Annotated in this window: 24 protein-coding genes and 1 tRNA gene; 6 read left to right on the forward strand and 19 right to left on the reverse strand. The window is 61.6% G+C overall.

The features are described 5' to 3' along the window. Positions 1-47: 47 nt before the first annotated feature. The 10 genes from nuoG to efp all read right to left on the reverse strand — a co-directional run bounded on the left by nuoG (position 48) and on the right by efp (position 9,402). Positions 48-2,054 carry an NADH-quinone oxidoreductase subunit NuoG gene (gene nuoG, locus FHS49_RS05490; protein ID WP_184016195.1) on the reverse strand — a complete coding sequence of 669 codons (2,007 nt, stop codon included), beginning with the start codon at positions 2,052-2,054 and terminating at the stop codon, positions 48-50. Between the two features lies 1 nt (position 2,055). Continuing rightward, on the reverse strand, positions 2,056-3,354 hold the full coding sequence (gene nuoF, locus FHS49_RS05495) for an NADH-quinone oxidoreductase subunit NuoF (protein WP_184016197.1): 1,299 nt from the start codon (positions 3,352-3,354) through the stop codon (positions 2,056-2,058). Positions 3,355-3,501: 147 nt separating this feature from the next. Then, positions 3,502-4,170: a complex I 24 kDa subunit family protein gene (locus tag FHS49_RS05500; protein WP_184016199.1), complete on the reverse strand. Its 669-nt coding sequence runs from the start codon at positions 4,168-4,170 to the stop codon at positions 3,502-3,504. Beyond that, the gene (locus tag FHS49_RS05505) at positions 4,170-4,472 is read right to left on the reverse strand and encodes a nuclear transport factor 2 family protein (RefSeq protein WP_184017317.1); all 303 of its coding nucleotides are present in this window, start codon (positions 4,470-4,472) and stop codon (positions 4,170-4,172) included. Before FHS49_RS05505 ends, FHS49_RS05500 begins: the two co-directional genes overlap by 1 nt. A gap of 29 nt (positions 4,473-4,501) precedes the next feature. Then, positions 4,502-5,737 (reverse strand): NADH-quinone oxidoreductase subunit D, encoded by a 1,236-nt coding sequence (locus FHS49_RS05510; protein ID WP_184016201.1) that lies wholly within the window; start codon positions 5,735-5,737, stop codon positions 4,502-4,504. Between the two features lie 154 nt (positions 5,738-5,891). After that, positions 5,892-6,752 (reverse strand): NADH-quinone oxidoreductase subunit C, encoded by an 861-nt coding sequence (locus tag FHS49_RS05515; protein ID WP_184016203.1) that lies wholly within the window; start codon positions 6,750-6,752, stop codon positions 5,892-5,894. 102 nt (positions 6,753-6,854) lie between these two features. Next, positions 6,855-7,406, reverse strand: a complete 552-nt coding sequence (locus FHS49_RS05520; RefSeq protein WP_184016205.1) for a NuoB/complex I 20 kDa subunit family protein — start codon at positions 7,404-7,406, stop codon at positions 6,855-6,857. Then, complete coding sequence (locus tag FHS49_RS05525; RefSeq protein WP_184016207.1) at positions 7,397-7,771, reverse strand: NADH-quinone oxidoreductase subunit A; 375 nt, start codon at positions 7,769-7,771, stop codon at positions 7,397-7,399. The genes FHS49_RS05520 and FHS49_RS05525 overlap by 10 nt, the downstream gene beginning before the upstream one ends. Positions 7,772-7,904: 133 nt before the next feature. After that, complete coding sequence (locus tag FHS49_RS05530) at positions 7,905-8,726, reverse strand: inositol monophosphatase family protein (protein ID WP_184016209.1); 822 nt, start codon at positions 8,724-8,726, stop codon at positions 7,905-7,907. Positions 8,727-8,838: 112 nt separating this feature from the next. Then, positions 8,839-9,402: an elongation factor P gene (efp, locus tag FHS49_RS05535; RefSeq protein WP_184016212.1), complete on the reverse strand. Its 564-nt coding sequence runs from the start codon at positions 9,400-9,402 to the stop codon at positions 8,839-8,841. Positions 9,403-9,583: 181 nt separating this feature from the next. Between efp and FHS49_RS05540 the strand changes: the two genes are divergently transcribed. Next, a complete protein-coding gene (locus FHS49_RS05540) occupies positions 9,584-9,796 on the forward strand; it encodes a hypothetical protein (protein WP_184016213.1) in 213 nt (70 codons plus the stop codon). 102 nt (positions 9,797-9,898) lie between these two features. Here FHS49_RS05540 and thiE read toward each other — a convergent pair whose 3' ends face one another. The 6 genes from thiE to tkt form a co-directional block, all read right to left on the reverse strand. Continuing rightward, the gene (gene thiE, locus FHS49_RS05545) at positions 9,899-10,582 is read right to left on the reverse strand and encodes a thiamine phosphate synthase (protein ID WP_184017319.1); all 684 of its coding nucleotides are present in this window, start codon (positions 10,580-10,582) and stop codon (positions 9,899-9,901) included. Between the two features lie 126 nt (positions 10,583-10,708). After that, complete coding sequence (locus FHS49_RS05550; protein ID WP_184016215.1) at positions 10,709-11,623, reverse strand: class I fructose-bisphosphate aldolase; 915 nt, start codon at positions 11,621-11,623, stop codon at positions 10,709-10,711. A gap of 71 nt (positions 11,624-11,694) precedes the next feature. Then, entirely contained in the window at positions 11,695-12,864 is a 1,170-nt protein-coding gene (locus FHS49_RS05555; RefSeq protein WP_184017321.1) for a phosphoglycerate kinase, read from the reverse strand. 23 nt (positions 12,865-12,887) lie between these two features. Continuing rightward, entirely contained in the window at positions 12,888-13,355 is a 468-nt protein-coding gene (locus FHS49_RS05560) for an MOSC domain-containing protein (protein ID WP_184016217.1), read from the reverse strand. Between the two features lie 115 nt (positions 13,356-13,470). After that, positions 13,471-14,481 (reverse strand): type I glyceraldehyde-3-phosphate dehydrogenase, encoded by a 1,011-nt coding sequence (gap, locus tag FHS49_RS05565; RefSeq protein ID WP_184016226.1) that lies wholly within the window; start codon positions 14,479-14,481, stop codon positions 13,471-13,473. 18 nt (positions 14,482-14,499) lie between these two features. Further along, positions 14,500-16,473: a transketolase gene (gene tkt, locus FHS49_RS05570; RefSeq protein ID WP_184016228.1), complete on the reverse strand. Its 1,974-nt coding sequence runs from the start codon at positions 16,471-16,473 to the stop codon at positions 14,500-14,502. Between the two features lie 151 nt (positions 16,474-16,624). On the opposite strand from tkt, the gene FHS49_RS05575 reads away from it, so the two are divergent. The 5 genes from FHS49_RS05575 to FHS49_RS05595 all read left to right on the forward strand — a co-directional run bounded on the left by FHS49_RS05575 (position 16,625) and on the right by FHS49_RS05595 (position 19,298). Further along, positions 16,625-16,837 (forward strand): hypothetical protein, encoded by a 213-nt coding sequence (locus FHS49_RS05575; protein WP_184016230.1) that lies wholly within the window; start codon positions 16,625-16,627, stop codon positions 16,835-16,837. A 5-nt stretch (positions 16,838-16,842) separates the two neighbouring features. Further along, the gene (locus FHS49_RS05580) at positions 16,843-17,172 is read left to right on the forward strand and encodes a cell division protein ZapA (RefSeq protein WP_184016232.1); all 330 of its coding nucleotides are present in this window, start codon (positions 16,843-16,845) and stop codon (positions 17,170-17,172) included. 151 nt (positions 17,173-17,323) lie between these two features. Continuing rightward, on the forward strand, positions 17,324-17,917 hold the full coding sequence (locus FHS49_RS05585; protein ID WP_246350383.1) for a 5-formyltetrahydrofolate cyclo-ligase: 594 nt from the start codon (positions 17,324-17,326) through the stop codon (positions 17,915-17,917). Further along, complete coding sequence (locus tag FHS49_RS05590) at positions 17,914-18,132, forward strand: DUF2842 domain-containing protein (RefSeq protein WP_343052904.1); 219 nt, start codon at positions 17,914-17,916, stop codon at positions 18,130-18,132. Before FHS49_RS05585 ends, FHS49_RS05590 begins: the two co-directional genes overlap by 4 nt. Next, entirely contained in the window at positions 18,129-19,298 is a 1,170-nt protein-coding gene (locus tag FHS49_RS05595) for an acyltransferase family protein (protein ID WP_184016235.1), read from the forward strand. Before FHS49_RS05590 ends, FHS49_RS05595 begins: the two co-directional genes overlap by 4 nt. 1 nt (position 19,299) lies before the next feature. Here FHS49_RS05595 and FHS49_RS05600 read toward each other — a convergent pair whose 3' ends face one another. From FHS49_RS05600 to FHS49_RS05610, 3 genes are all read right to left on the reverse strand, one after another. Beyond that, positions 19,300-20,139 (reverse strand): 2OG-Fe(II) oxygenase, encoded by an 840-nt coding sequence (locus FHS49_RS05600; RefSeq protein ID WP_184016237.1) that lies wholly within the window; start codon positions 20,137-20,139, stop codon positions 19,300-19,302. A 150-nt stretch (positions 20,140-20,289) separates the two neighbouring features. Then, positions 20,290-20,366, reverse strand: a tRNA-Asp gene (locus tag FHS49_RS05605). A 43-nt stretch (positions 20,367-20,409) separates the two neighbouring features. Continuing rightward, positions 20,410-21,579, reverse strand: coding sequence for an AI-2E family transporter (locus FHS49_RS05610; protein ID WP_184017325.1), 1,170 nt, complete (start codon positions 21,577-21,579; stop codon positions 20,410-20,412). Positions 21,580-21,726 lie beyond the last annotated feature (147 nt).

The following is a 21,726-nucleotide window of genomic DNA, read 5'->3' on the forward strand; positions in this document are numbered from 1 at the left end:
GTCTCGACTACGCTCGACACCAACGGAGTTTTGAGTTGCTGCGGCCATCATTCCGCCGCCTCCAGATACTGCTCGCCATGCACAAGCTCCGCCGAGCAGCGCTCCATCGTCGGGCTGGCGCGGCAGATGGCGTTGGTGAGGTAGAAATCCTTGATCGGATAGCCGACCGGCCCCGATGCCTTGGCGTCCAGCTTGGGCGGCGCCCAGGCAAAAGTCGCGAGACCCTCGACACCCAGGGCAGGCACTTCACTCGCCATCGCCGCGCGAAGCTGCGCCAGCGTATCGAACGGCAAGGGCTTGCCCAGCGCCGCAGACAGCGCGCGCAGGATCGTCCAATCCTCTCGTGCATCGCCCGGCGGGAAGACGGCGCGATCGCCGCGCTGGACCCGGCCTTCGAGATTCACATAGGTGCCCGGCTTTTCGCTATAGGCCGCCCCCGGCAGGATCACATCCGCCGCGTGTGCGCCCTTGTCGCCATGATGGCCGATATAGACGTTGAAGCTGTCGGAGAATTTGGAGAAATCCACTTCATCCGCGCCCAGGAAGAACGTCAGCTTGGGCGCTTTCGCTACCACATCGGCAATGCCGCCGGCCTGCGCATAACCGAGCATCAGCCCGCCCATGCGCGACGCCGCCATGTGCAGCACGTTGAAGCCGTTCCAGCCTTCTTTCACCAGACCCAGCTTCGGCACGAGCGCCAGCGCGGCACCCAGACCATTGTTCAGCGCGCCGCCGCCCACGATCACCGCGGGCTTGGCCGCATTCTTGAACACTTCAAGCACGTTCTTGGAGAGCTTGCCCAGCAGCGCCAGATCATTGCCCAGCCATTCCACCTTATAGGTGAGGTCATTTTCGGGGCCGACAGCGAAGACCTGCGCGCCCTTCTTGATCGCCTTGCGAATGCGCGTGTTCACCAGAGGCGCTTCGCGGCGCACATCGGTGCCGATCAGCAGGATGGCATCGGCTTCCTCGATCCCCGCGATGGTCGAATTGAAATTCACCGCTGCGAGATTGGTCACGTCATAGGACAAGCCCGTCTGGCGCCCTTCGAGCAGATCCGAACCAAGCGACCGCAACAGCGCCTTGGCCGCATACATCGTCTCGCAATCGAGCAGATCGCCCGCGATCGCCGCGACATTGCTGCCCGCGCGTGCGGCCGCCTGCGCGATCCCGGCAAAGGCTTCATCCCAGGTCGCGGGGATGAGCTTGCCATCCCTGCGCACGAACGGCTGATCGAGGCGGCGGCGGACGAGACCATCCACGGCATGGCGCGTCTTGTCCGACGCCCATTCCTCATTCACATCCTCGTTGATCCGCGGCAGCGCGCGCAGCACCTGACGACCGCGGCTGTCGAGCCGGATGTTGGTGCCCACGGCATCCATCACGTCGATCGCAAAGGTCTTTTTCAGCTCCCACGGCCGGGCCTCGAACGCATAGGGCTTGGAGGTGAGCGCACCCACGGGGCAGAGATCGACCACATTGCCGGAGAGTTCGCTCTGCGCGGCATGTTCCAGATAGGTGGTGATCTGCATATCCTCGCCACGCCCGATCGCGCCGATTTCGGGCACGCCCGCCACTTCCTCGGCGAAACGGATGCAGCGCGTGCACTGGATGCAGCGGGTCATGACCGTCTTCACGATCGGCCCCATATATTTCTCGGTGACCGCGCGCTTATTCTCGTCATAGCGCGAATGGCCCTTGCCATAAGCGATCGACTGATCCTGCAGATCGCATTCGCCGCCCTGATCGCAGATCGGGCAATCGAGCGGATGGTTGATGAGGAGAAACTCCATCACCCCTTCGCGCGCCTTCTTGACCATCGGGCTGTCGGTGCGGATGTCCTGCCCCTCGGCAGCGGGCAATGCGCACGACGCCTGCGGCTTGGGCGGGCCGGGCTTCACCTCGACCAGACACATGCGGCAATTGCCCGCGATGCTCAGCCGCTCATGATAGCAGAAACGCGGAATTTCCTTCCCGGCCAGCTCGCACGCCTGCAGCACGGTCGCGCCTGCGGGCACTTCGAGTTCAATGCCGTCTACTGTTAGCTTGGGCATGTTACTCCGCCGCCTCCATCATGGCCGCATTGCCGTTCGTCTCATTGATCCGCCGCTCGATCTCGGGACGGAAATGCTTGATCAGCCCCTGGATCGGCCAGGCCGCCGCATCGCCCAGCGCGCAGATGGTGTGGCCTTCGACCTGCTTGGTGACGTCGTAAAGCATGTCGATTTCCGACACATCGGCCTCGCCCTTGCGCAGCCGCTCCATCACGCGCCACATCCAGCCCGTGCCTTCGCGACAGGGGGTACATTGGCCGCAGCTCTCATGCTTGTAGAAATAGCTCAACCGGCTGATCGCGCGCACGATGTCCGTGGACTTGTCCATCACGATGACCGCGGCGGTGCCCAGACCGGAACCCAAAGCCTTCAGACCATCGAAATCCATCGGCGCATCCATGATCTCGGCCGCAGGCACGAGCGGCACCGAGGAACCGCCGGGGATCACAGCGAGCAGATTGTCCCACCCGCCCCGGATGCCGCCGCCATGCTTTTCGATCAGTTCGCGGAACGGGATCGACATCTCTTCCTCGACCACGCACGGCGTATTCACATGGCCGCTGATCTGGAACAGCTTGGTGCCCGCATTGCCCTCACGGCCAAAGCTTTTGAACCAGGGCGCGCCACGGCGGAGGATCGTCGGCGTCACCGCGATCGATTCCACATTGTTGACCGTGGTCGGGCAACCATAAAGGCCCGCGCCCGCCGGGAAAGGCGGCTTCAGGCGCGGCTGGCCCTTCTTGCCCTCAAGGCTTTCGAGCATCGCGGTTTCTTCGCCGCAAATGTAAGCGCCCGCGCCGCGATGGACGAACACATCGAAATCATAGCCCGATTTGCAGGCATTCTTGCCGATATAGCCCTTGGCATAGGCTTCGGCGACGGCCGCAAACAAAGTCTCGGCCTCGCGAATGAATTCGCCGCGGATATAGATATAGGCCGCCCGCGCGCGCATCGCATAGCCGGCGATCAGCGCGCCTTCGATCAATTTGTGCGGATCATGACGGATGATCTCGCGATCCTTGCAAGACCCCGGCTCGGATTCATCGGCATTGATGACGAGGAAATTCGGACGATCGGGCTTGGGTTCCTTGGGCATGAAGCTCCACTTCATGCCGGTGGGGAACCCTGCCCCGCCGCGCCCGCGTAGGCCCGATGCCTTGATCTCTTCGATGATCGCATCCTGCCCGCGCGCCATCAGCGCCCTGGTATTATCCCAATCGCCGCGCTTGACGGCCGCGTCCACATTCCAGGGCTGGAAACCATGGATATTGGTGAAGATGCGATCCTTGTCGTTAAGCACCGAAATCGCCTCCAAAACCGTTGGGTTCGAGCAAGGTTCGAGCGCAGTCGAGAACCGGTGTCGAGAACGATAGCGCCAGGCTTCTCGACGGGCGCGTCTCGGCGATGCTCGACGCTGCTCGAAACGAACGGATGGGGGATGTCGGAATCACTTCCATTCCCCCCGATAATCATGGTTCGCCGCGACCATATCCTTCAACGTGGTCGGCCCACCTTCGGGCGCGCTGGTCTGACGGTCGATCTGCGGGCCGGGCTTCGGCGTTTCGCCGCGGGCCAGCGCTTCGAGGATCTTGCTCATGCTGTCAAAATCCAGATCTTCATAATTATCGTCGTTGATCTGGACCATCGGCGCGTTGGCGCAGGCGCCCAGGCATTCCACCTCGGTCAGCGTGAACAGCCCATCGGGCGTGGTCTTGCCCTTTTGCAGGCCGTGGTTCTTGCACGCGGCCATCACATCGTCGGACCCGCGCAACATGCACGGCGTGGTGCCGCACAATTGCACATGATAGCGGCCGACCGGCGCGATGTTATACATCGTATAAAAGGTCACGACCTCATAGGCGCGCATATAGGGCATATCGAGCTGCGCCGCGACGAACTCGATCACCGGCACGGGCAGCCAGCCCTGCGTTTTGGTTTCCACGCCCACCTGACGCTGCGCCAGATCGAGCAAGGGCATCACAGCCGAAGCCTGACGTCCCGCAGGATAGCGCGCAATGATCTCTTTCGCCTTGGCGGCATTCGCCTCCGACCACGCAAAAGCGCCCCAGCGCGCGCGGGTCTCGGCTTCATCAGGAATGTTGGGTTTGTCGGCCATTAGCGAATGAACTCCACCCGATCGACCAGATCGCCGTCAAAGCTGTAGACGGTCATCACATCGAACGGTTCGGCGGTCTTGGAACGATAGACGCGCTCGTGCAGCACGACGAAATCGCCCATCTGGAATTTCTGGAGGATGTCCGCGCGGTTTTCGGGAAATTCGGCGAACGTCTTTTTCAGCCCAGCGCGGACACCTTCGCGGCCCTCGCGCACCACGTCGCCGCGATAACCGGCTTCGCTGCCGGTCTCGGTGAACATGTCGGCATAATTATCCGCATCCTGCGCATTGTAAAATGCCATCAGCGTGTCGACCTGGGCAATACGGTCCGTCAACGATCGCACTCCCCGAACACGATATCCATGGCGCCCAGGATCGCTGTGGCGTCCGCGAGCATATGGCCCCTGGTCATGAAATCCATCGCCTGGAGATGGCTGAAAGCGGTGGGCCGGATCTTGCAGCGATAGGGTTTGTTGCTGCCATCGGACACCAGATAGACGCCGAATTCGCCCTTGGGGCTTTCGGTCGCGACATAGACGCTGCCCGCGGGCACATGAAAACCTTCGGTATACAGCTTGAAGTGATGGATCAGCGCTTCCATCGAGCGCTTCATCTCGCCGCGCTTGGGCGGCACGACCTTGCGATCGAGGCTGGCGATCGGGCCTTCGGGCATATCGCGCAGACACTGTTTCATGATCCGCGCGGACTGGCGGACCTCTTCCACGCGCACCATGAAGCGATCGTAGCAATCGCCGCGCGTGCCCACGGGCACGTCGAAGTCCATGCGATCATAGACATCATAGGGCTGCGACTTACGCAGATCCCAGGGGATACCGGAGCCGCGGATCATCGGGCCGGAAAAGCCCCATTTCACCGCATCGTCCTTGGAGACGACCGCGATATCCACATTGCGCTGCTTGAAGATGCGGTTGTCCGCCACCAGGCTGATCGCATCCTCGAACAATTCGGGCATCCGCTTGTCCAGCCAGTCTCCGATATCGGTGAGCAGCTTCAAGGGCACATCCTGATGCACGCCGCCGGGCCGGAAATAGGCCGAGTGCATCCGGGCGCCCGACGCGCGTTCGAAGAAATTGAGGCAATCCTCGCGGATTTCGAACAGCCAGAGGTTGGGCGTCATCGCGCCCACGTCCATCACATGCGAACCCAGATTGAGCATGTGATTGCAGATGCGCGTCAGCTCCGCAAAGAACACGCGCAGATATTGCGCGCGCAGCGGCACTTCCAGATCGAGCAGCTTTTCGATGGCCAGCACATAGCTATGCTCCATCGCCAGCGGCGAGCAATAATCGAGACGATCGAAATAGGGCAAAGCCTGAAGATAGGTCTTATATTCGATCAGCTTTTCGGTGCCGCGGTGGAGCAGACCGATATGCGGATCGACCCGCTCGACGATCTCGCCATCCAGTTCGAGCACCAGGCGGAGCACGCCGTGCGCGGCGGGATGCTGCGGACCGAAATTGATCGTGTAATTCTGGATCTCGACATCGCCGGGCGTCGGATTGAGCGCATCCACCTGAGCTTCGAGTTCTGCGACATGGTCAGTCATGCGATATCTCCCGCGCTAACCACAAACCCGTCCATCCCGAGCGCAGTCGAGGGACGCATTCGAGCGAAGCCGAGAACATCTGTCAGCCCGACCAAAGACCTCGGCTGCGCTCGGCCTAGTCCTTCGACTGCGCTCAGGATGAACGGAAATAAGTTCATGCTTCACCCTTGGGCTTGCGCGGGGCGCGGGGCTTGGCCACCTTCGTCACCGGGCCATCCTCCGCATTCGCCTTGCGCGCCGGGGACTTTTTGGCGGCCATGGTATTGGCGGGTTCGCCCGCACCGGTCTGCGCCTTGGTCTCGGTCGTTTTGGGCGTGGACGGCGGCGCTTTCGCTGCCACGGCCGCATCCGCCTTCTTGATCTCGTCAGCCGTGAGCGGAGTGGGCGCGCCCTTGGCCTCGGGCGCCTTCACCTTCTCGTCGCCGGGCAGCACATATTGCGCGCCTTCCCAGGGCGACATGAAATCGAAGCTGCGGAAATCCTGCGCCAGTTGCACCGGCTCATAGACCACGCGCTTGGCCTCTTCCGAATAGCGCAATTCGACATAGCCCGTCAGCGGGAAATCCTTGCGCTGCGGATGGCCGCGAAAGCCATAATCGGTCAGGATACGGCGCAGATCGGCATTGCCCGAAAAGAGCACGCCATACATGTCATACACTTCACGCTCGAGCCAACCCGCAACGGGCCAGATGCCCGTCACGCTGGGCACGGGCTTGTCCTCATCGGTCCAGACATGGACGCGGATGCGGTGGTTCTTGGTCAGCGACAGCAGGCAATAGACGATTTCAAACCGCTCGGGCTGATCGGGCCAGTCGACACCGGCGATCTCCATCAGCGATTGATAGTGAAGTTCGTCGCGCAGCGCGATCATCGCGGGCACCAAAGCCTCGCGCTCGACGGTCACGAAGATTTCGCCGACGGCCTCGGTCACATCGAGCGCCGCCGCGCCCAACGCGCTGCGGATAGCATCGATCACGCCATCATTGCTGGCATATGCGGGTGCGGGGCTGGCCATTACCGGATTCCGTTACTGTCGAGCGAAGTCGAGACATCGCGCCCTGCGGCCACATCCCTCGACTGCGCTCGGGACGAACGGAGAAAAGCAAGCATCCGCATCTCAGCGCTCGATCGTGCCGATGCGGCGGATCTTCCGCTGGAGTTGCATGATGCCATAAAGCAGCGCCTCTGCAGTCGGCGGACAGCCCGGAACATAGATGTCCACGGGCACGATCCGGTCGCAACCGCGCACGACGCTGTAGCTATAGTGATAATAGCCGCCGCCATTGGCGCAACTGCCCATGGAGATGACGTATTTCGGCTCGCTCATCTGGTCATAGACCTTGCGCAGCGCCGGGGCCATCTTGTTGCACAGCGTACCCGCAACGATCATCACGTCGGACTGGCGCGGAGACGCGCGCGGCGCGGCACCGAAGCGCTCCAGATCGTAGCGCGGCATGTTCACATGGATCATCTCGACCGCGCAGCACGCGAGACCGAAGGTCATCCACCAGAGCGAACCCGTGCGCGCCCATTGAAACAGATCCTCGGTGGAGGTGACGAGGAAGCCCTTATCGCCCAATTCGCCGTTCAGATCCTGGAAAAATGCCTGATCCGGCTGCGTGCCGATCGGCGGCGCGCCGGGCATGGCGGGCTGCAATTCTACTCCCATTCCAGCGCTCCCTTTTTCCACGCATACACAAGGCCCAGCCCAAGTTCGGCCAGAAAGATCATCATAGCACCCCAGCCGGCCCAACCGATCTCTTTCAGAGAAACCGCCCAGGGAAAGAGGAACGCCGCTTCGAGATCGAAGATGATGAAGAGGATCGCCACGAGATAGAAACGCACGTCGAACTGGCTGCGCGAATCTTCGAACGCGGGAAAGCCGCATTCATATTCGGAGAGCTTCTCGGCGTCGGGCTTGTGCGCGCCGGTCAGCCGCGCGACCGCCATCGGGGCGAACACGAAAATGCTGGAAAGCACGAGCGCAACCCCGAGGAACAGCAGGATCGGCAGATATTGCGACAGATCGACCAAATGACTCTCGTGCGGCTGCGAGTTTAATGTGCTGCGGCTTTAGGACTGCTGCAGGTGCGAAGCAAGGCCAAGGCCTGTGAGAATGACTCGCAATTAGACGGTTTTCCGGGGGTTGCGAGGCCGGAACAAACGCCTAGCGCGGTGCCTTCAAAGCGTTGGCCACCAGCTTGTGCATCTTGGAATGCAACACATCGTTCGCCGCCAGGAATTCGCTGCGCTCCATAGCCCGATCGCCGCCGCGGAAATCGGTGACGAAGCCACCCGCCTCGCGTACCAGCAACAGGCCCGCCGCAACGTCCCAAGGCTTCAGATCGCTTTCCCAGAAACCGTCGAACCGCCCCGCCGCGACCCATGCCAGATCGAGCGACGCCGCGCCGAACCGACGCAAACCGGCCACTTCCGGTGCAACGGCGTCATAAATCGCGCGCCACTGGCCGAAATTGCCATGTCCCTTGAACGGCACGCCGGTTGCGATCAGCGCCTCATCGAGATGACGGCGCGACGAGACCCGCAGGCGCTGGTCCTGCAACCAGGCCCCCCTGCCCTTTTCCGCCCAGAAACTTTCGTCGGTCAGCGGCTGATAGACCAAGCCGCAGGTGATTTCCGATCGCCCGCCCGGACGCGGCTCTTCCACCGCGATCGAGATCGAGAAATGGGGGATGCCGTGCAGGAAGTTGCTGGTGCCGTCGAGCGGATCGACGATCCAGCGCGGCTTGTTGGGATCGCCCTGAATCTCCCCGCCTTCTTCGAGCAGGAACCCCCAATCGGGGCGTGCCTTGAGCAATTCGTCATAGAGCGTGCGCTCGGCGCGCTGATCGGCCATCGACACGAAATCGGCCGGGCCTTTGCGCGAGACCTGAAGATGTTGCACCTCGTTGAAATCACGACGCAACCGTGGCGCAGCCTTGCGTGCGGCGCGCTCCATGACGGTCAGAAGGCCAGAATTGGAAACCATGTTCTTCTCCCCCCTCCCGCGTGCGGAAGGGGTTGGGGGTGGGCATCTATCGACACGCGGGATGGGTAAGCCCACCCCCGGCCCCTCCCGAAACACGGGAGGGGAGTTCAGGCTATTCCGCCCGCTTCACATATTCCTGCGCATACACGTCAACAATGATGCGCGTGCCCGCGCCGATATGCGGCGGAACCATGATACGGACGCCATTTTCGAGGATGGCGGGCTTGAATGACGACGACGCCGTCTGCCCCTTCACCACGGCATCGGCTTCTACGATCAAGGCTTCGATCTGATCGGGCAATTGCACCGAGATCGGGCGTTCGTCCCAAAGCTCAAGCACCACGTCCATGCCATCCTGCAGGAAGGCCGCGGCCTCACCCAGCACACCGCGATCGAGCGTGATCTGCTCGTAAGTGTCCTTATCCATGAAGGTCAGCGCCTCGCCCTCGGCGAACAGGAACTGGAAATCCTTGGTATCGAGACGCACGCGCTCGACAGTTTCGGCCGATCGGAAGCGGACGTTGTTCTTGCGGCCGTCGATGAGATTCTTCATCTCGACCTGCATATACGCCCCGCCCTTGCCGGGCTGGGTATGCTGGATCTTGGTCGCCTTCCAGATCCCGCCTTCATACTCGATGATGTTGCCGGGACGAATGTCCACGCCGCTGATCTTCATGGGTTTCTCGCTGGTTCAAAGAAATAAGCTGGGGCGCTCTATCGCCAGAGGCGCGCCGAGGCAAGCGCAGCGCAAAACCGACGTCGGATTCGTCCAATACGGCAAAGGTTAAAAAGCGTAAACTTTTGGCATTGGATCACTGGGGCCGCGCCTGTAAGCGCCCGGTCTGTAGGAGCGTATGATGTCAGACTACACCATCGAAATCGAAAAGGACCAGGCCGCGACGCCCGCCAGATGCACCGCGCCCGCCGCAGGCTGCTTTGGCCAGCTTCACGCGACCGAAGCCTATGGCGGCACCCCGCGCCGCAGCGCGGACGATGTGGCGCATGACTGGGAAAGCGTGGCCCAGCGCTTCTACCTGATGGGCTATCGTGACGGAGGAAAGGCGATTTAGGCTAAATCGATACCCAGACACCGTTTGTCCCGAGCGCAGTCGAGGGACGTGGTTACAGTTCCAACGTCCCTCGACTGCGCTCGGGACAGACGGTCTTAGGGTCTAGAAAAGCGCCGCGAACTTCTTCACCGCCGCCGCTTCGCCATCCCCATCGGTCCACACCGCACTGCACGCAGCAATGAAATCCGCGCCGGCCTCGACCAGCGGCCGGGCGTTATCCGGTGTAATTCCGCCGATCGCCACGCAGGGCAATTCGAACACCGTCGTCCACCAGCCCAGAATCGAGGGCTCCGCGCGGTGCTCGGTGTCCTTGGTCGTGGTCGGATAAAAAGCGCCGAATGCCACATAATCCGCGCCCGCCTCGCCCGCTTCCATCGCAAGATGGCGGCTGTCGTGGCAGGTCACGCCGATCTGCACCTTGGGGCCAAGCTGCGCGCGCGCGTCGCGGGCGTCGCCATCGCCCTGCCCCAGATGCACGCCGTCGGCGCCCAGGCGCTTGGCCAGGCCGATGCTGTCATTGATGATGAACGCCACATCGCGGTCGGCGCAGATCTTCTGCAAAGGCTCGGCCAGCCGCGCAATCGCGTGATCGTCTATGCCCTTTAGCCGCAGTTGGAATGCGGCGACCGACCCCGCATCGATCGCGGCGCTCAGCCGGTCTCCGAACGCATCGGTGATCTCGGGCGGCGAAATCAGGTAAAGCTGACAGGGTGGCCGAAAGCCGCGGTCGAACTGGTCGGCAAATCCCGGATCGAGCCGGACGTCATCATCATCTATTTCTGTCATCATCGCTTCATAACCCCACTGTCATCCCCGCGAAAGCGGGGATCCCGCTTCTTCTTTTCATGCCGCAAGAAGAAGCGGGATCCCCGCTTTCGCGGGGATGACAATGCGTTTTGCCGTTTGCAGCGCTTATTCTTCGTTCTTGTAGATGCGCACCAGCTTTTCGAGCATGGCCAGCGCCTCGCCGCGTTCGCGCTGGAAAGTGTTGCGGCCGATGATCGAGCCATTGCCGCCGCCGTCGCGAATATCGCGCGCATCCTGATAGACCGCATCGGCACCCTTGGCGGCACCGCCGGAGAACACCACGATGCGGCGGCCGTTGAAGCACGCCTGACGGACGTGCGCGACACGCTTGGCCTGGGTCGAGCCGTCAAAGCCTTCATAAGCCTTTTTGGCATCCTTCTGCTCGATATGATCGCTCGGCAGCTTCACCTTGATGATGTGCGCGCCCAGAAGCGCGGCCATATGCGCCGCATAGGCACCCACATCCAGCGCCAGTTCGCCCGATTTGGGCAGATCGCCGCCGCGCGGATAGGACCAGATGACGGTGGCGATGCCGACCGACTTGGCTTCCGCGGACAATTCCTTAATCTCTTCCATCAATTCGAAGCAATCGTCCGAACCCGGATAGATCGTGAAGCCAATCGCCGAGCAACCGAGACGCAAAGCATCGTCCACGCCGCCGGTCAGCGCCTGATTGGCACCGGTCGACCAGCTATTGGAGGAATTGACCTTCAGGATCGTCGGGATCTGGCCGGCGAACGTCGCCGCACCGGCCTCGATCATGCCGAGCGGCGCTGCAAAGGCGGACAGGCCCGCGTCGATCGCCATCTGGAAATGGTAATGGGGATCATAGGCCGGTGCATTAACAGAGAAGCTGCGCGCCGGGCCATGTTCGAAACCCTGATCGACCGGCAGGATGATCAACTTGCCCGTGCCGCCCAGCTTGCCCTGCATCAGGATGCGCGCGAGATTGGCCTTTACGCCGGGATTGTCGCTCTCATAATTGTCGAGAATTGCCTTCACGGTGGGCGTCATCGTCATGCCGTGTCCTTTCGGTTGGTTTGAATCTCAGATTGAGCGCCAGATAGCCTCTGCCACCTGCTCTCGCAATTTTAGCTTTCGAGCGCCTTAACGCCGGGCAATTCCTTGCCCTCCATCCATTCGAGGAAAGCGCCGCCCGCGGTGGAGACGAAGGTGAAATCGCCCGCCACGCCCGCATGATTGAGCGCGGCGACGGTATCGCCACCCCCGGCCACCGATACCAGCGAACCATCCTTGGTCAGCGCCGCCGCCGTTTTCGCGAGCGCGACCGTGGCCGCATCGAACGGCGTCATCTCGAACGCGCCCATCGGCCCGTTCCACACCAGGGTGCGGCAATTCTTGAGCACATCGGCCAGCGCCTCGACGGCAGCCGGGCCGACATCGAGGATCATCTCGTCCGCGGCCACTTCATGCACGTTCACGGTGCGCGTGGGCGGATTGGACCGGAACTCCTTGGCCACCACCACGTCATAGGGCAGATGCACGGTGCATCCGGCGCGATCGGCGGCGTCCAAAATGCCCTCTGCGGTCTCGGCCAGATCATGTTCGCAGAGCGACTTGCCCACATCCACGCCGCGCGCGGCCAGGAATGTGTTGGCCATGCCGCCGCCGATGATCAGATGATCCACTTTGGTCACCAGATGCGTCAAAACATCGAGCTTGCTCGACACCTTGGCCCCGCCGACCACGGCCGCCACGGGATGCTCTGGATTGCCCAGCGCCTTTTCAAGCGCCTGCAATTCCGCCTCCATCGCGCGCCCCGCAAAGGCGGGCAGCAAGCGCGCGAGGCCTTCGGTGGATACATGCGCGCGATGCGCCGCGGAAAAGGCGTCGTTCACATAATAATCGCCGAGCAGGGCGATTCCGGCGGCCAGCGTCGGATCATTCTTCTCTTCGCCGGCATGAAAGCGCGTGTTTTCCAGCACCGCGATCTCGCCGGGCTGCATCGCGGCGATCGCGGTTTCTGCGACTTCGCCCTGGCAATCGCGCACGAACAGGACGTTACGGCCCAATACCGCAGCATAAGGCTCGGTCACCATCGCCAGCGACATCGCTGCATTCGGCGCGCCCTTGGGGCGTCCGAAATGCGCCAGGATCAGGACGATCGCCCCGCGATCGGCAAGCTCGGTCACCGTGGCGAGCGTAGCGCGCAGCCGCGTATCGTCGGTCACCTTGCCATCCGCCATCGGCACGTTCAGATCCTCGCGGACCAGCACGCGCTTGCCCGTGAGATCGCCCATATCGTCCAGTGTCTTGAAGCCGCTCACGCCTGTTCCTCTATCTTCACGCCGTCACCCAATGCGATCTCGCCTCCAGCGATCACGCGGCACAACAGACCGCCACGCCATTCCGGCGTCAAAGCGGCCTTCAGCCCCGGCGCAATCTCCTCCATCCGGCTGCACGGATCGCATTCGCCCGTCACCTGCAATGCGACGGACGATCCCAAATGCAGGATCGTCCCCGGTTTATGCGGCAAAGCGACATGTTCGGTCAGCAGATTGACCCGCCGTATCCACCAGTCGAGATCGTCGCGGCCCAGATCGGTCATCGCCTGTTCCCATCCCTCGCGGGACATGATCGTCACCTGACGCTTGCCGCGCCCACCGGGCTTCACCGCCCCCCGGAAATCGCCGGAAACGCCCGCTTCGATCGAGACATGGACATGATCCAGAATCTCGATCGGCCCCCGCGGACGTCCGTGCCGGGCAATGCCGATCAGGCGGCCATCCATTAACCGCACTCCACCGTTTGTCCCGAGCGACGTCGAGGGACGTATGGGTCACGCACCAAAGGTGTCTCGACTGCGCTCGACACAAACGGAATAGGGTGCAAAATCAAGGGTTTCGTCAGATCAACTTGCCGATCGCCGTCGCCGTATCGACCATGCGGTTGGAGAAGCCCCATTCATTATCATACCAGCTCACGACGCGCACCAATTTGCCTTCGAGCACGGTCGTTTCCAAACTGTCCACGGTGGACGATGCCGGATTGTGGTTGAGATCGATCGACACCAGAGGTTCGTCGGTGAAAGCCAGAATGCCCTTCAGCGGACCGCTTTCCGAAGCCGCCTTCAGGATGGCATTGATCTCGTCCTTGGTCGTCTCGCGCTTGGGCGTGAAGGTCAGATCGACCAGCGACACGTTGGGCGTGGGCACGCGGATGGCCGATCCATCCAATTTGCCCTTCAGTTCAGGCAGCACTTCGCCCACCGCGCGGGCAGCGCCCGTGGTTGTCGGAATGATCGACATGGCGGCGGCGCGCGCACGGCGGGGATCCTCATGGATCTGGTCGAGGATCTTCTGATCGTTGGTATAGGCGTGAACCGTTGTCATCAGCCCGCGCTCGATGCCCACGCTGTCGTTCAGCACCTTGGCAACGGGTGCCAGGCAGTTGGTGGTGCACGACGCATTGGAAACGATCGTGTGTTCCGCGGTCAATTTGTCATGATTCACGCCGAACACGACGGTGAGATCGACATTCTTGCCGGGTGCCGAGATCAGCACGCGCTTCGCGCCAGCCGCGATATGCTTTTCGGCAGATGCGCGATCGGTGAAGAAGCCGGTGCATTCCAGCGCAATATCCACGCCATTTGCGGCATGGGGCAGGTTCGCGGGATCGCGCTCGGCGGTGACATGGATGCGCTTGCCATCGATGATCAGGTCATTGCCATCGGCTTCCACCGTGCCGGGATAGGCTCCATGCACCGAATCGCGCTTGAACAGACGCGCATTGGCCTTGGCATCGCCCAGGTCGTTGATGGCGACCAGTTCGAGTTCGCCATTGCCACGCTCGAGAATAGCGCGGGCGACCAGACGGCCAATGCGTCCGAACCCGTTGATCGCGACTTTCACTGCCATGTCTTTCTGCTCCTGCTCTCAGTTCAAGGCCGCAAGGATCTGCGGCGCAATCTTTTCGGGGGTCAGCCCGAAATGGTCGTAAAGATCGGGCGCGGGTGCCGAAGCGCCGAAACCGGTCATTCCGAAATTCAGGCCTTTGCGGCCGGTATAGCGTTCCCAGCCCATCGTGATGCCGGCTTCGATCGAAACCAGCAGCGCATCATCGGGGAGAACATCATTGCGATAGCTTTCGGGCTGCGCATCGAAATGCGACCAGCTCGGCATAGACACCACATCGGCACCGACGCCTTGTGCTTCAAGCGCCTTGGCGGTGTTCACCGCGATCTCCACTTCGGAGCCGGTGGCGATCAGCACCACCTTGCGCGCCGCCTGCGCGGTCACGAGGCGATACGCCCCCTTGGCGCAGAGGTTTTCGGACACGTCGGTGCGAAGTTGCGGCAGATTCTGGCGGCTGAGAGCCAGCAGCGAGGGACCATCCTGATTTTCAAGCGACAAGGCCCAGCATTCGGCGGTCTCCACCACATCGCACGGCCGGAAGGTGCTGAGATTGGGCATGACGCGCAAACTCATCAGATGCTCGACCGGCTGATGGGTCGGACCATCTTCGCCCAGACCGATCGAATCATGCGTCATCACATAGATCACGCGGGCGCGCTGCAGCGCCGACAGGCGGATCGCCGGGCGGGCATAGTCCGAAAAGACCATGAAGGTGCCGCCGAAGGGGATCACGCCGCCGTGCAGCGCCATGCCGTTCATCGCCGCAGACATGCCGAATTCGCGAATGCCGTAATTGACATAGCGCCCCGCATAATCGTCGCGGGAGAGCACGCTGAGCGATTTGGTCTTGGTGTTGTTCGATCCCGTGAGATCGGCAGAACCACCGATCATTTCGGGCAAAGCGGCGGTCAGCACTTCAAGCGCCATTTCGGACGCCTTGCGCGTGGCGACGGTTTTGGGCGAGGCCTGCAGATCGGCGAGATAGGCGTCGAAGCCTTCAATGCTTGCGGGAAGATCGCCCGCCATCCGGCTGGTGAAATCGGCCGCTACCTTGGCATCCGAGGCTTTCAGCCGCACATCCCATGCGCGATGTGCCTCAGCACTGCGCTGCCCGGCGGCGCGCCATTCGGCGGCGATCGCTTCGGGGATTTCGAACGCGGGCGACGTCCAGCCGAGTGCGACGCGGGTTTCAGAGACGGTTGCCGCCCCAAGCGCCGCGCCATGAACGGCACTGGTGCCTTCCTTGCCGGGCGCGCCCTTGCCGATCACCGTATGACATTGGACCAGCGACGGGCGGGGATCGGCCATGGCCTCCTCCATGGCACGCGCGATATCGACGGGATCATGCCCATCGCAGCTCACGACATGCCAGCCGGTCGCCCGGTAACGCGCCGGGATATCTTCGTTGGACGACAGCGAAACCGCGCCGTCGATGGTGATCTTGTTATCGTCCCACAAGACGATCAGGCGGCCGAGATTGAGATGACCCGCCAGCCCGATCGCTTCGTGGTTGATGCCTTCCATCAGGCAGCCGTCACCCGCGATCACCCAAATGCGGTGATCAACCAGATCGTCACCGAACACGGCGTTCAAATGGCGCTCGGCCACGCCCATGCCCACCGCCATCGCCAAGCCCTGACCCAGCGGCCCGGTGGTGCATTCCACCCCGGCCAGCTCGAAATTCTCGGGATGCCCGGCACAGGGGCTGCCGAGCTGACGGAAATTGCGGATGTCGTCCATCGTCGGGCGGGCATAGCCCGTCAGGTTCAGCAGCGCGTAAATCAGCATGGAGCCATGGCCCGCCGAAAGCACGAAACGATCGCGATCCGGCCATTTGGGATCGGCGGGATCGAACTTCAGATAGCGCGTGAAGAGCACCGTCGCCACATCGGCCATGCCCATCGGCATACCGGGATGCCCGGAATTGGCGGCTTGCACGCCATCCATGGAAAGCGCCCTTATGGCGTTGGCGAGCTCATTGTGGCTTATGGTCATGCTGTTCCCGAACAGGCGTCATCAGGCTGGGCGCGGGCACGAGTCGCCGCGCGCGGTTTCCTTGACCGCTGGGGGCCGGGGCGTCAACCGCGGTAACCGTCACAATTGCTTAATGCTTGCTCATGGCGAGACACCTGCTATTTCACACAATATGTCAGAAGACCGGCTTATCCTCGCCATCGGGCGCCTGGAACGGGCATTGGCGCGGGTGGAAAACGCGGCTCAGAAATCGCCTGCGTCCACCCCCGCTGCAAACAATGAAACACAGGCGGCATGGGATGCGCTTTCGACGCGGCATGACCGGCTGAAGCAACAGGTTGAGGGTGCGATTGCCGCTCTGGACGGGATCATCGCGAAAGGCTGAATATCATGGCTGAAGTCCTGGTCGAAGTGGCTGGCCGCTCCTATCCGGTCAATTGCCGCGATGGCGAAGAGAATCATCTGCGCGTGATCGCAAGCCTGGTCGATGCGAAGGCCAAGGATATCCAGCGCGCCGTAGGCGGCGTGAACGAGACGCGGCAGATGCTGCTCGCGGCGCTTTTGCTCGCCGATGAACTCAATGAAGTGCGCGCCGAGGCACCCGCCGCGCCCGCCATCGCGCCCGATCCGGCGGCGGACATGGCCCCGATGCTTGAAAAATTGGCCGCGCGCGTCGAATCCCTGGCGGACAGGCTTGAGACTGCGGACACAAATGCCTAGATTGGGCATGGCGGGTTCTGCCCGGTACGAGCCATGAAAATCCCTGAGGCGATTCACTTTCCGAGGGGGCTGTCCCTGTCTGGACCCTGGTCCGGTGCATATGGTCCCCACCTGACGTTACTGGCGTCAGAGGATATTCCGGCAAACGGCCATGGCGGTCCCGCCACCCTCCCGGCCTGATCCGATGAACAAGGCGGCGCTGCGCACCCGGTTGCGCGCCACGCGGGCTGCTTTCGTCTCGCACATGCACCCGGACGATATCGCGCGCCACGCGATGGCCGTCGCCGCACGCTTGATCCCGATTTTGCAAACAGCGCGTTGCGTGGGCGGCTATGCCCCGCTCGGCAACGAATTCCCGATCCTGCCCGCGCTGGAGCAGGCGGCATCACGCGGCATCGCCACCGCCCTGCCCCATGTCACGCACCGGGATAGGCCGATGGACTTCCGCACATGGACGCCCGGCACCGTGCTGGAGAAGGGCTGTTTCGGGCTCCCCCAACCCGACACCGGATTGCCGATCGTGCCAGACGTCATTCTCACCCCCTTGCTCGGCTTCGACCGCGCGTTGCAGCGCATCGGCCAGGGGGCGGGCTTTTACGACCGCTGGCTGTCCGCCCATCCCGCATCCATCTGCGTCGGAATCGCCTGGAGTGTGCAAGAGGTGCCCCAAATCCCGGTTGACGCATGGGACATGCCGCTCCACGCCATCGTCACCGAAAAAGAGTGGATAGGACCATCATCGTGAGCCCAAGCCCAAGCTGGCGCAAACCAATAGGCATGTTGGCCATCATGCTGATGATCACGATCTGGTGCGTGCTCGCCGTATCGCTGATCGACGCCCTCGCCCTGCCCATCCTGGCCCAGGCCGCCGCCTATCTCGCCGCCGGCATCCTCTGGCTCTGGCTCTTCCCGATGAAACGATTGCTCCGCTGGATGGAATTGGGAAAGTGGCGGGTATGAGTGCGGACACTTCATCCGTAGAGGCCGTCCGTCCGGCGCGGCTTGCGCATATTCATTCGCACACGGGGCTGCGTGGTTTGGCTTCGCTACTTGTGGTAGCTTATCATCTGCAATTCGGCGAGGGTTACCGCTTTCCGTTCGAGGGTTCTGATACCTTTTTCGGGAGAGGCTACCTTTGGGTTGATCTCTTTTTCGTCCTGAGCGGTTTCATCATCAGCTACACTGCGAATGCCGAGCGGGACCTCGGGTTTTCATGGCCGGAAGCAAGGCACTTCATGCGACAGCGCATAGCCCGCATCTATCCGTTACACATATTCTGCCTTGCTTATCTCGTGGCCTATTTTGGATTGGTAACGCTCGCTTTCTTGGCAGCAGGAAAGAACGCGGATGCCGGATGGTGGGCACCCGAGAATTTGAAGGCGCTGGGCGCTCAAATTCTGCTTCTCCAATCCTGGGGACCACCCGAATGGGTAGCCTGGAATATCCCTTCTTGGTCAATCAGCGCCGAGATCTTCGCCTATTTCATGTTTCTGCCGCTAGTATGGTTGCATGGCCGGTCGCGCCCGATCGGTATGCTGATCCTTATAGGCGTTCCAACTGCTTTTTATCTCTGGATAGGCCAATCGACCGGCGACCTGGACATCGTTTCAGGATTGGCACCATTACGTTGCCTGGCCGGTTTTTGCCTTGGCATGGTGATCTATTATGCGCGTCGGATTTGCGATCGCATGTCAGCATCGACCTTATCTATTGTACAGATCATATCACTTGCTGCCATTGTTTCCGGACTGGTCTGGGATTGTAATGACATAGCATTCATCCTGCCATTCTGCGCGCTTGTGTTATCGACATGCACAGATCGCGGCATAGCTTCGCATATGCTGAGCAGCGCACCTATTCAGACGCTAGGGAATATTTCGTACTCGATGTATCTCAATCACGTCCCCATAATCATGATCCTGAGCTTTTTCTGGATCAGATTGGCGGATCGCCTGCCCATGATCCCGGAACCTTTCCTGAGAATTGCGTTCCTACTGATTGTTTTTGCTTCCCTCATCGTGATCTCTCTGGGAACGCTCAAATATGTGGAAAGGCCCGCCCGCAGCTATTTGATGCGAAAGGGCACACTGCAAAAATCGGTCGAAACCCAGGCATATTCAAACTAACTCAACCAAACGGATTGATCCGCTTCGCATAGCGCTGCAGGCGGCGCGGTACCCAGTCCGCAATGAAATGCCCGCTTTTGACGCCCCAGTCGGTCTTGTCGGCGCTGCCGGGGCGCGTCTGGAAGGTGGTGGTGCGGATCGGGATCGCCGTCTGCCCGTCGCCCAGCGCGGTGTAATAATAGGTCGCGATGGAACGGCGGTCACGCTCTGGCGGGCACGACAGCGGATCGGGATGGCCGTGAAAGCTGTCCAGCGACGTATTGAACACCACCGCCCGTCCCAGCAGCGGCGCGACGGACTTTTCACAGCCCTTCATCTCGCGATCCCATAGTTCGAGCTTGCCGCCATAGGCATCCGGCCAATCCTCGTTGAGATAGACCAGCAGATTGAGGCGGCGCTCCATCTTCATTTCGCCATGCACGTTGAAATCGGCGTGCACGCTCAGATGCCCGCCCCGCCGCGTCAAATGCAGGCCGCCCCCGGCATAATAGGGGTCGGACACCAGTCCCGTGATTCCCGTCATCTCCTCCAGGAAACCCAGAAACGCCCGCCCATTGAGTTCGGCCAGCAGATTGCGCGTCTGTCCGCTGGGCACTTCTTCGGGGTGGAACTGGAATTTGAACCGCTCCTGATCGCGGTCGAAGAAGGTCTTGTCATCCGTCGCGGGATAATGCGCGGCCACATCCCGCAGCACATCCGCATCCAGGAGATCATCGATCACCACATGCGGGAATGGCGATGCCGTTTGATAACTCGCAGCCAGCGCTTTGCCTGCAGCGCGGCATTCCGCTTCGTCGAAATGCAGGAAACCATCAATCGAATGCAGTTGAAGAACGCTCATCTTGCCCCCAGGCCGGTACGATCCGCCGATTCGGAAATCACCTATAACATCGCGCGACCATTGGAGGCGAGAAGGTCAATTTTCTGATAAGGCGCAAAGCCTTGGGGGAGTATCATCGCGCTTCCAAACCATCCTCCGAAATGCGGAGGATGGCGCGAGTGACGGGACTTGAACCCGCGACCTCCGGCGTGACAGGCCGGCGCTCTAACCAACTGAGCTACACCCGCTCTCGCGGTGAGGCGTGGCAGTTAGTTGAGGGTTGCCAAGCTGTCAAGCGGCCCGCGCGGGTCCAGGTGAAACTTCCTGCACAACCTCGTCATCGATATGAGTCAGCGTGCCTTCCTCGAACAGGAAACCCGCGATATCCGGCTTGCCGGCGGCCGCCATCACGGTGCGGATGATGATGGTGAGCGGTACGGCGAGAAGCGCTCCGGGCGTGCCCCAAATCCAGCCCCAGAAGCTCAAGGAGATCAGAATCAGCAACGGATTGATCGTCAGCCGCCGTCCGACGATGGTCGGCGTGATCAGATTCGCCTCGATCAAATGAAAAATAATCTGGACGATCGCAGGCAGCAGCGCGACCCACAGATCCTGAAAGGTCATCAACCCGCCCATGGCGAGCAGGATCGCAGCGAGAATCGGCCCCAGATAGGGAATGTAGTTGAGAATCGCGACGATGCCCCCCCACATCAGCGGCGATGGCATTCCTAGCAATTGCAGCGCCGCCGCCACCGCGAGGCCCAGACACAGATTGATCGCGGTGATCGTACCGAGATAGGCCGAGGTGGCATCCACCACATTCTGGATCACCCGCGCGGTTGCCATCGCGCCATCGAAGCTGCTCCGCCCCGTGATCGTATGCTCGCGCAGGCGGGTCCATCCGGCGAGAAAGAAATAGATCAGCAGAATCGCGAAAAACATCTGGATCAGCGCATAAGGCGCTGAGGTGGCCACCAGATCGAGCAGCGAGCTGGGCGCAGCGACCGCCACCGTCTGCGCCGCGGCGACCGGGCCGCTGGCGATCATCGCGATGCTGTCGTCGATGAATTTCTGCAGATTGGCATAGAAATCGATGACCGGCGCGAGATTGGCCTGGATCAGCCCGATCCGCTCCGGCAGCACGCGAAACCATTCCGCCGCCGGGACCACGATCGAGACCAGCACCAGATTGATGACGACCAGGAAAATCAGCACGCACAGGAACGCCGCGGCAGGCGCGGGAATGCGCCGGCGCTGCAGCCATTCAAGCCCCGGCACCATGGCGATGGCCACGACCAGCGCGGCGGTAACGGGCAGAAAAAACTCCGATCCCGCCCGGAGCGCAAAGGGCAGCCCCAGCAGCAGCCCGATTCCCGCGAGCAGTGTCAGTGCTGCCAGAAGCCGGTCCCGCCGCAAATCCATCCGGTCATGATGACCATGCGGCGGGTGAACGTCCGGCATTGTCGCGGTATCTTCCACGCCTTGCTGGATCGTGAGTGGATCGCTGTCGGCCATATGTTCCCTGTGATGCGGCTCAAGCCAGTTTGGCCCGACCATAACAGCTACTATGCCTCACCCCATAATGCGAAACACCTTCTTCCCCCTCTC

It is taken from the genome of Sphingobium boeckii, from assembly GCF_014199215.1.
GTDB classification, from domain to species: domain Bacteria; phylum Pseudomonadota; class Alphaproteobacteria; order Sphingomonadales; family Sphingomonadaceae; genus Sphingobium_A; species Sphingobium_A boeckii.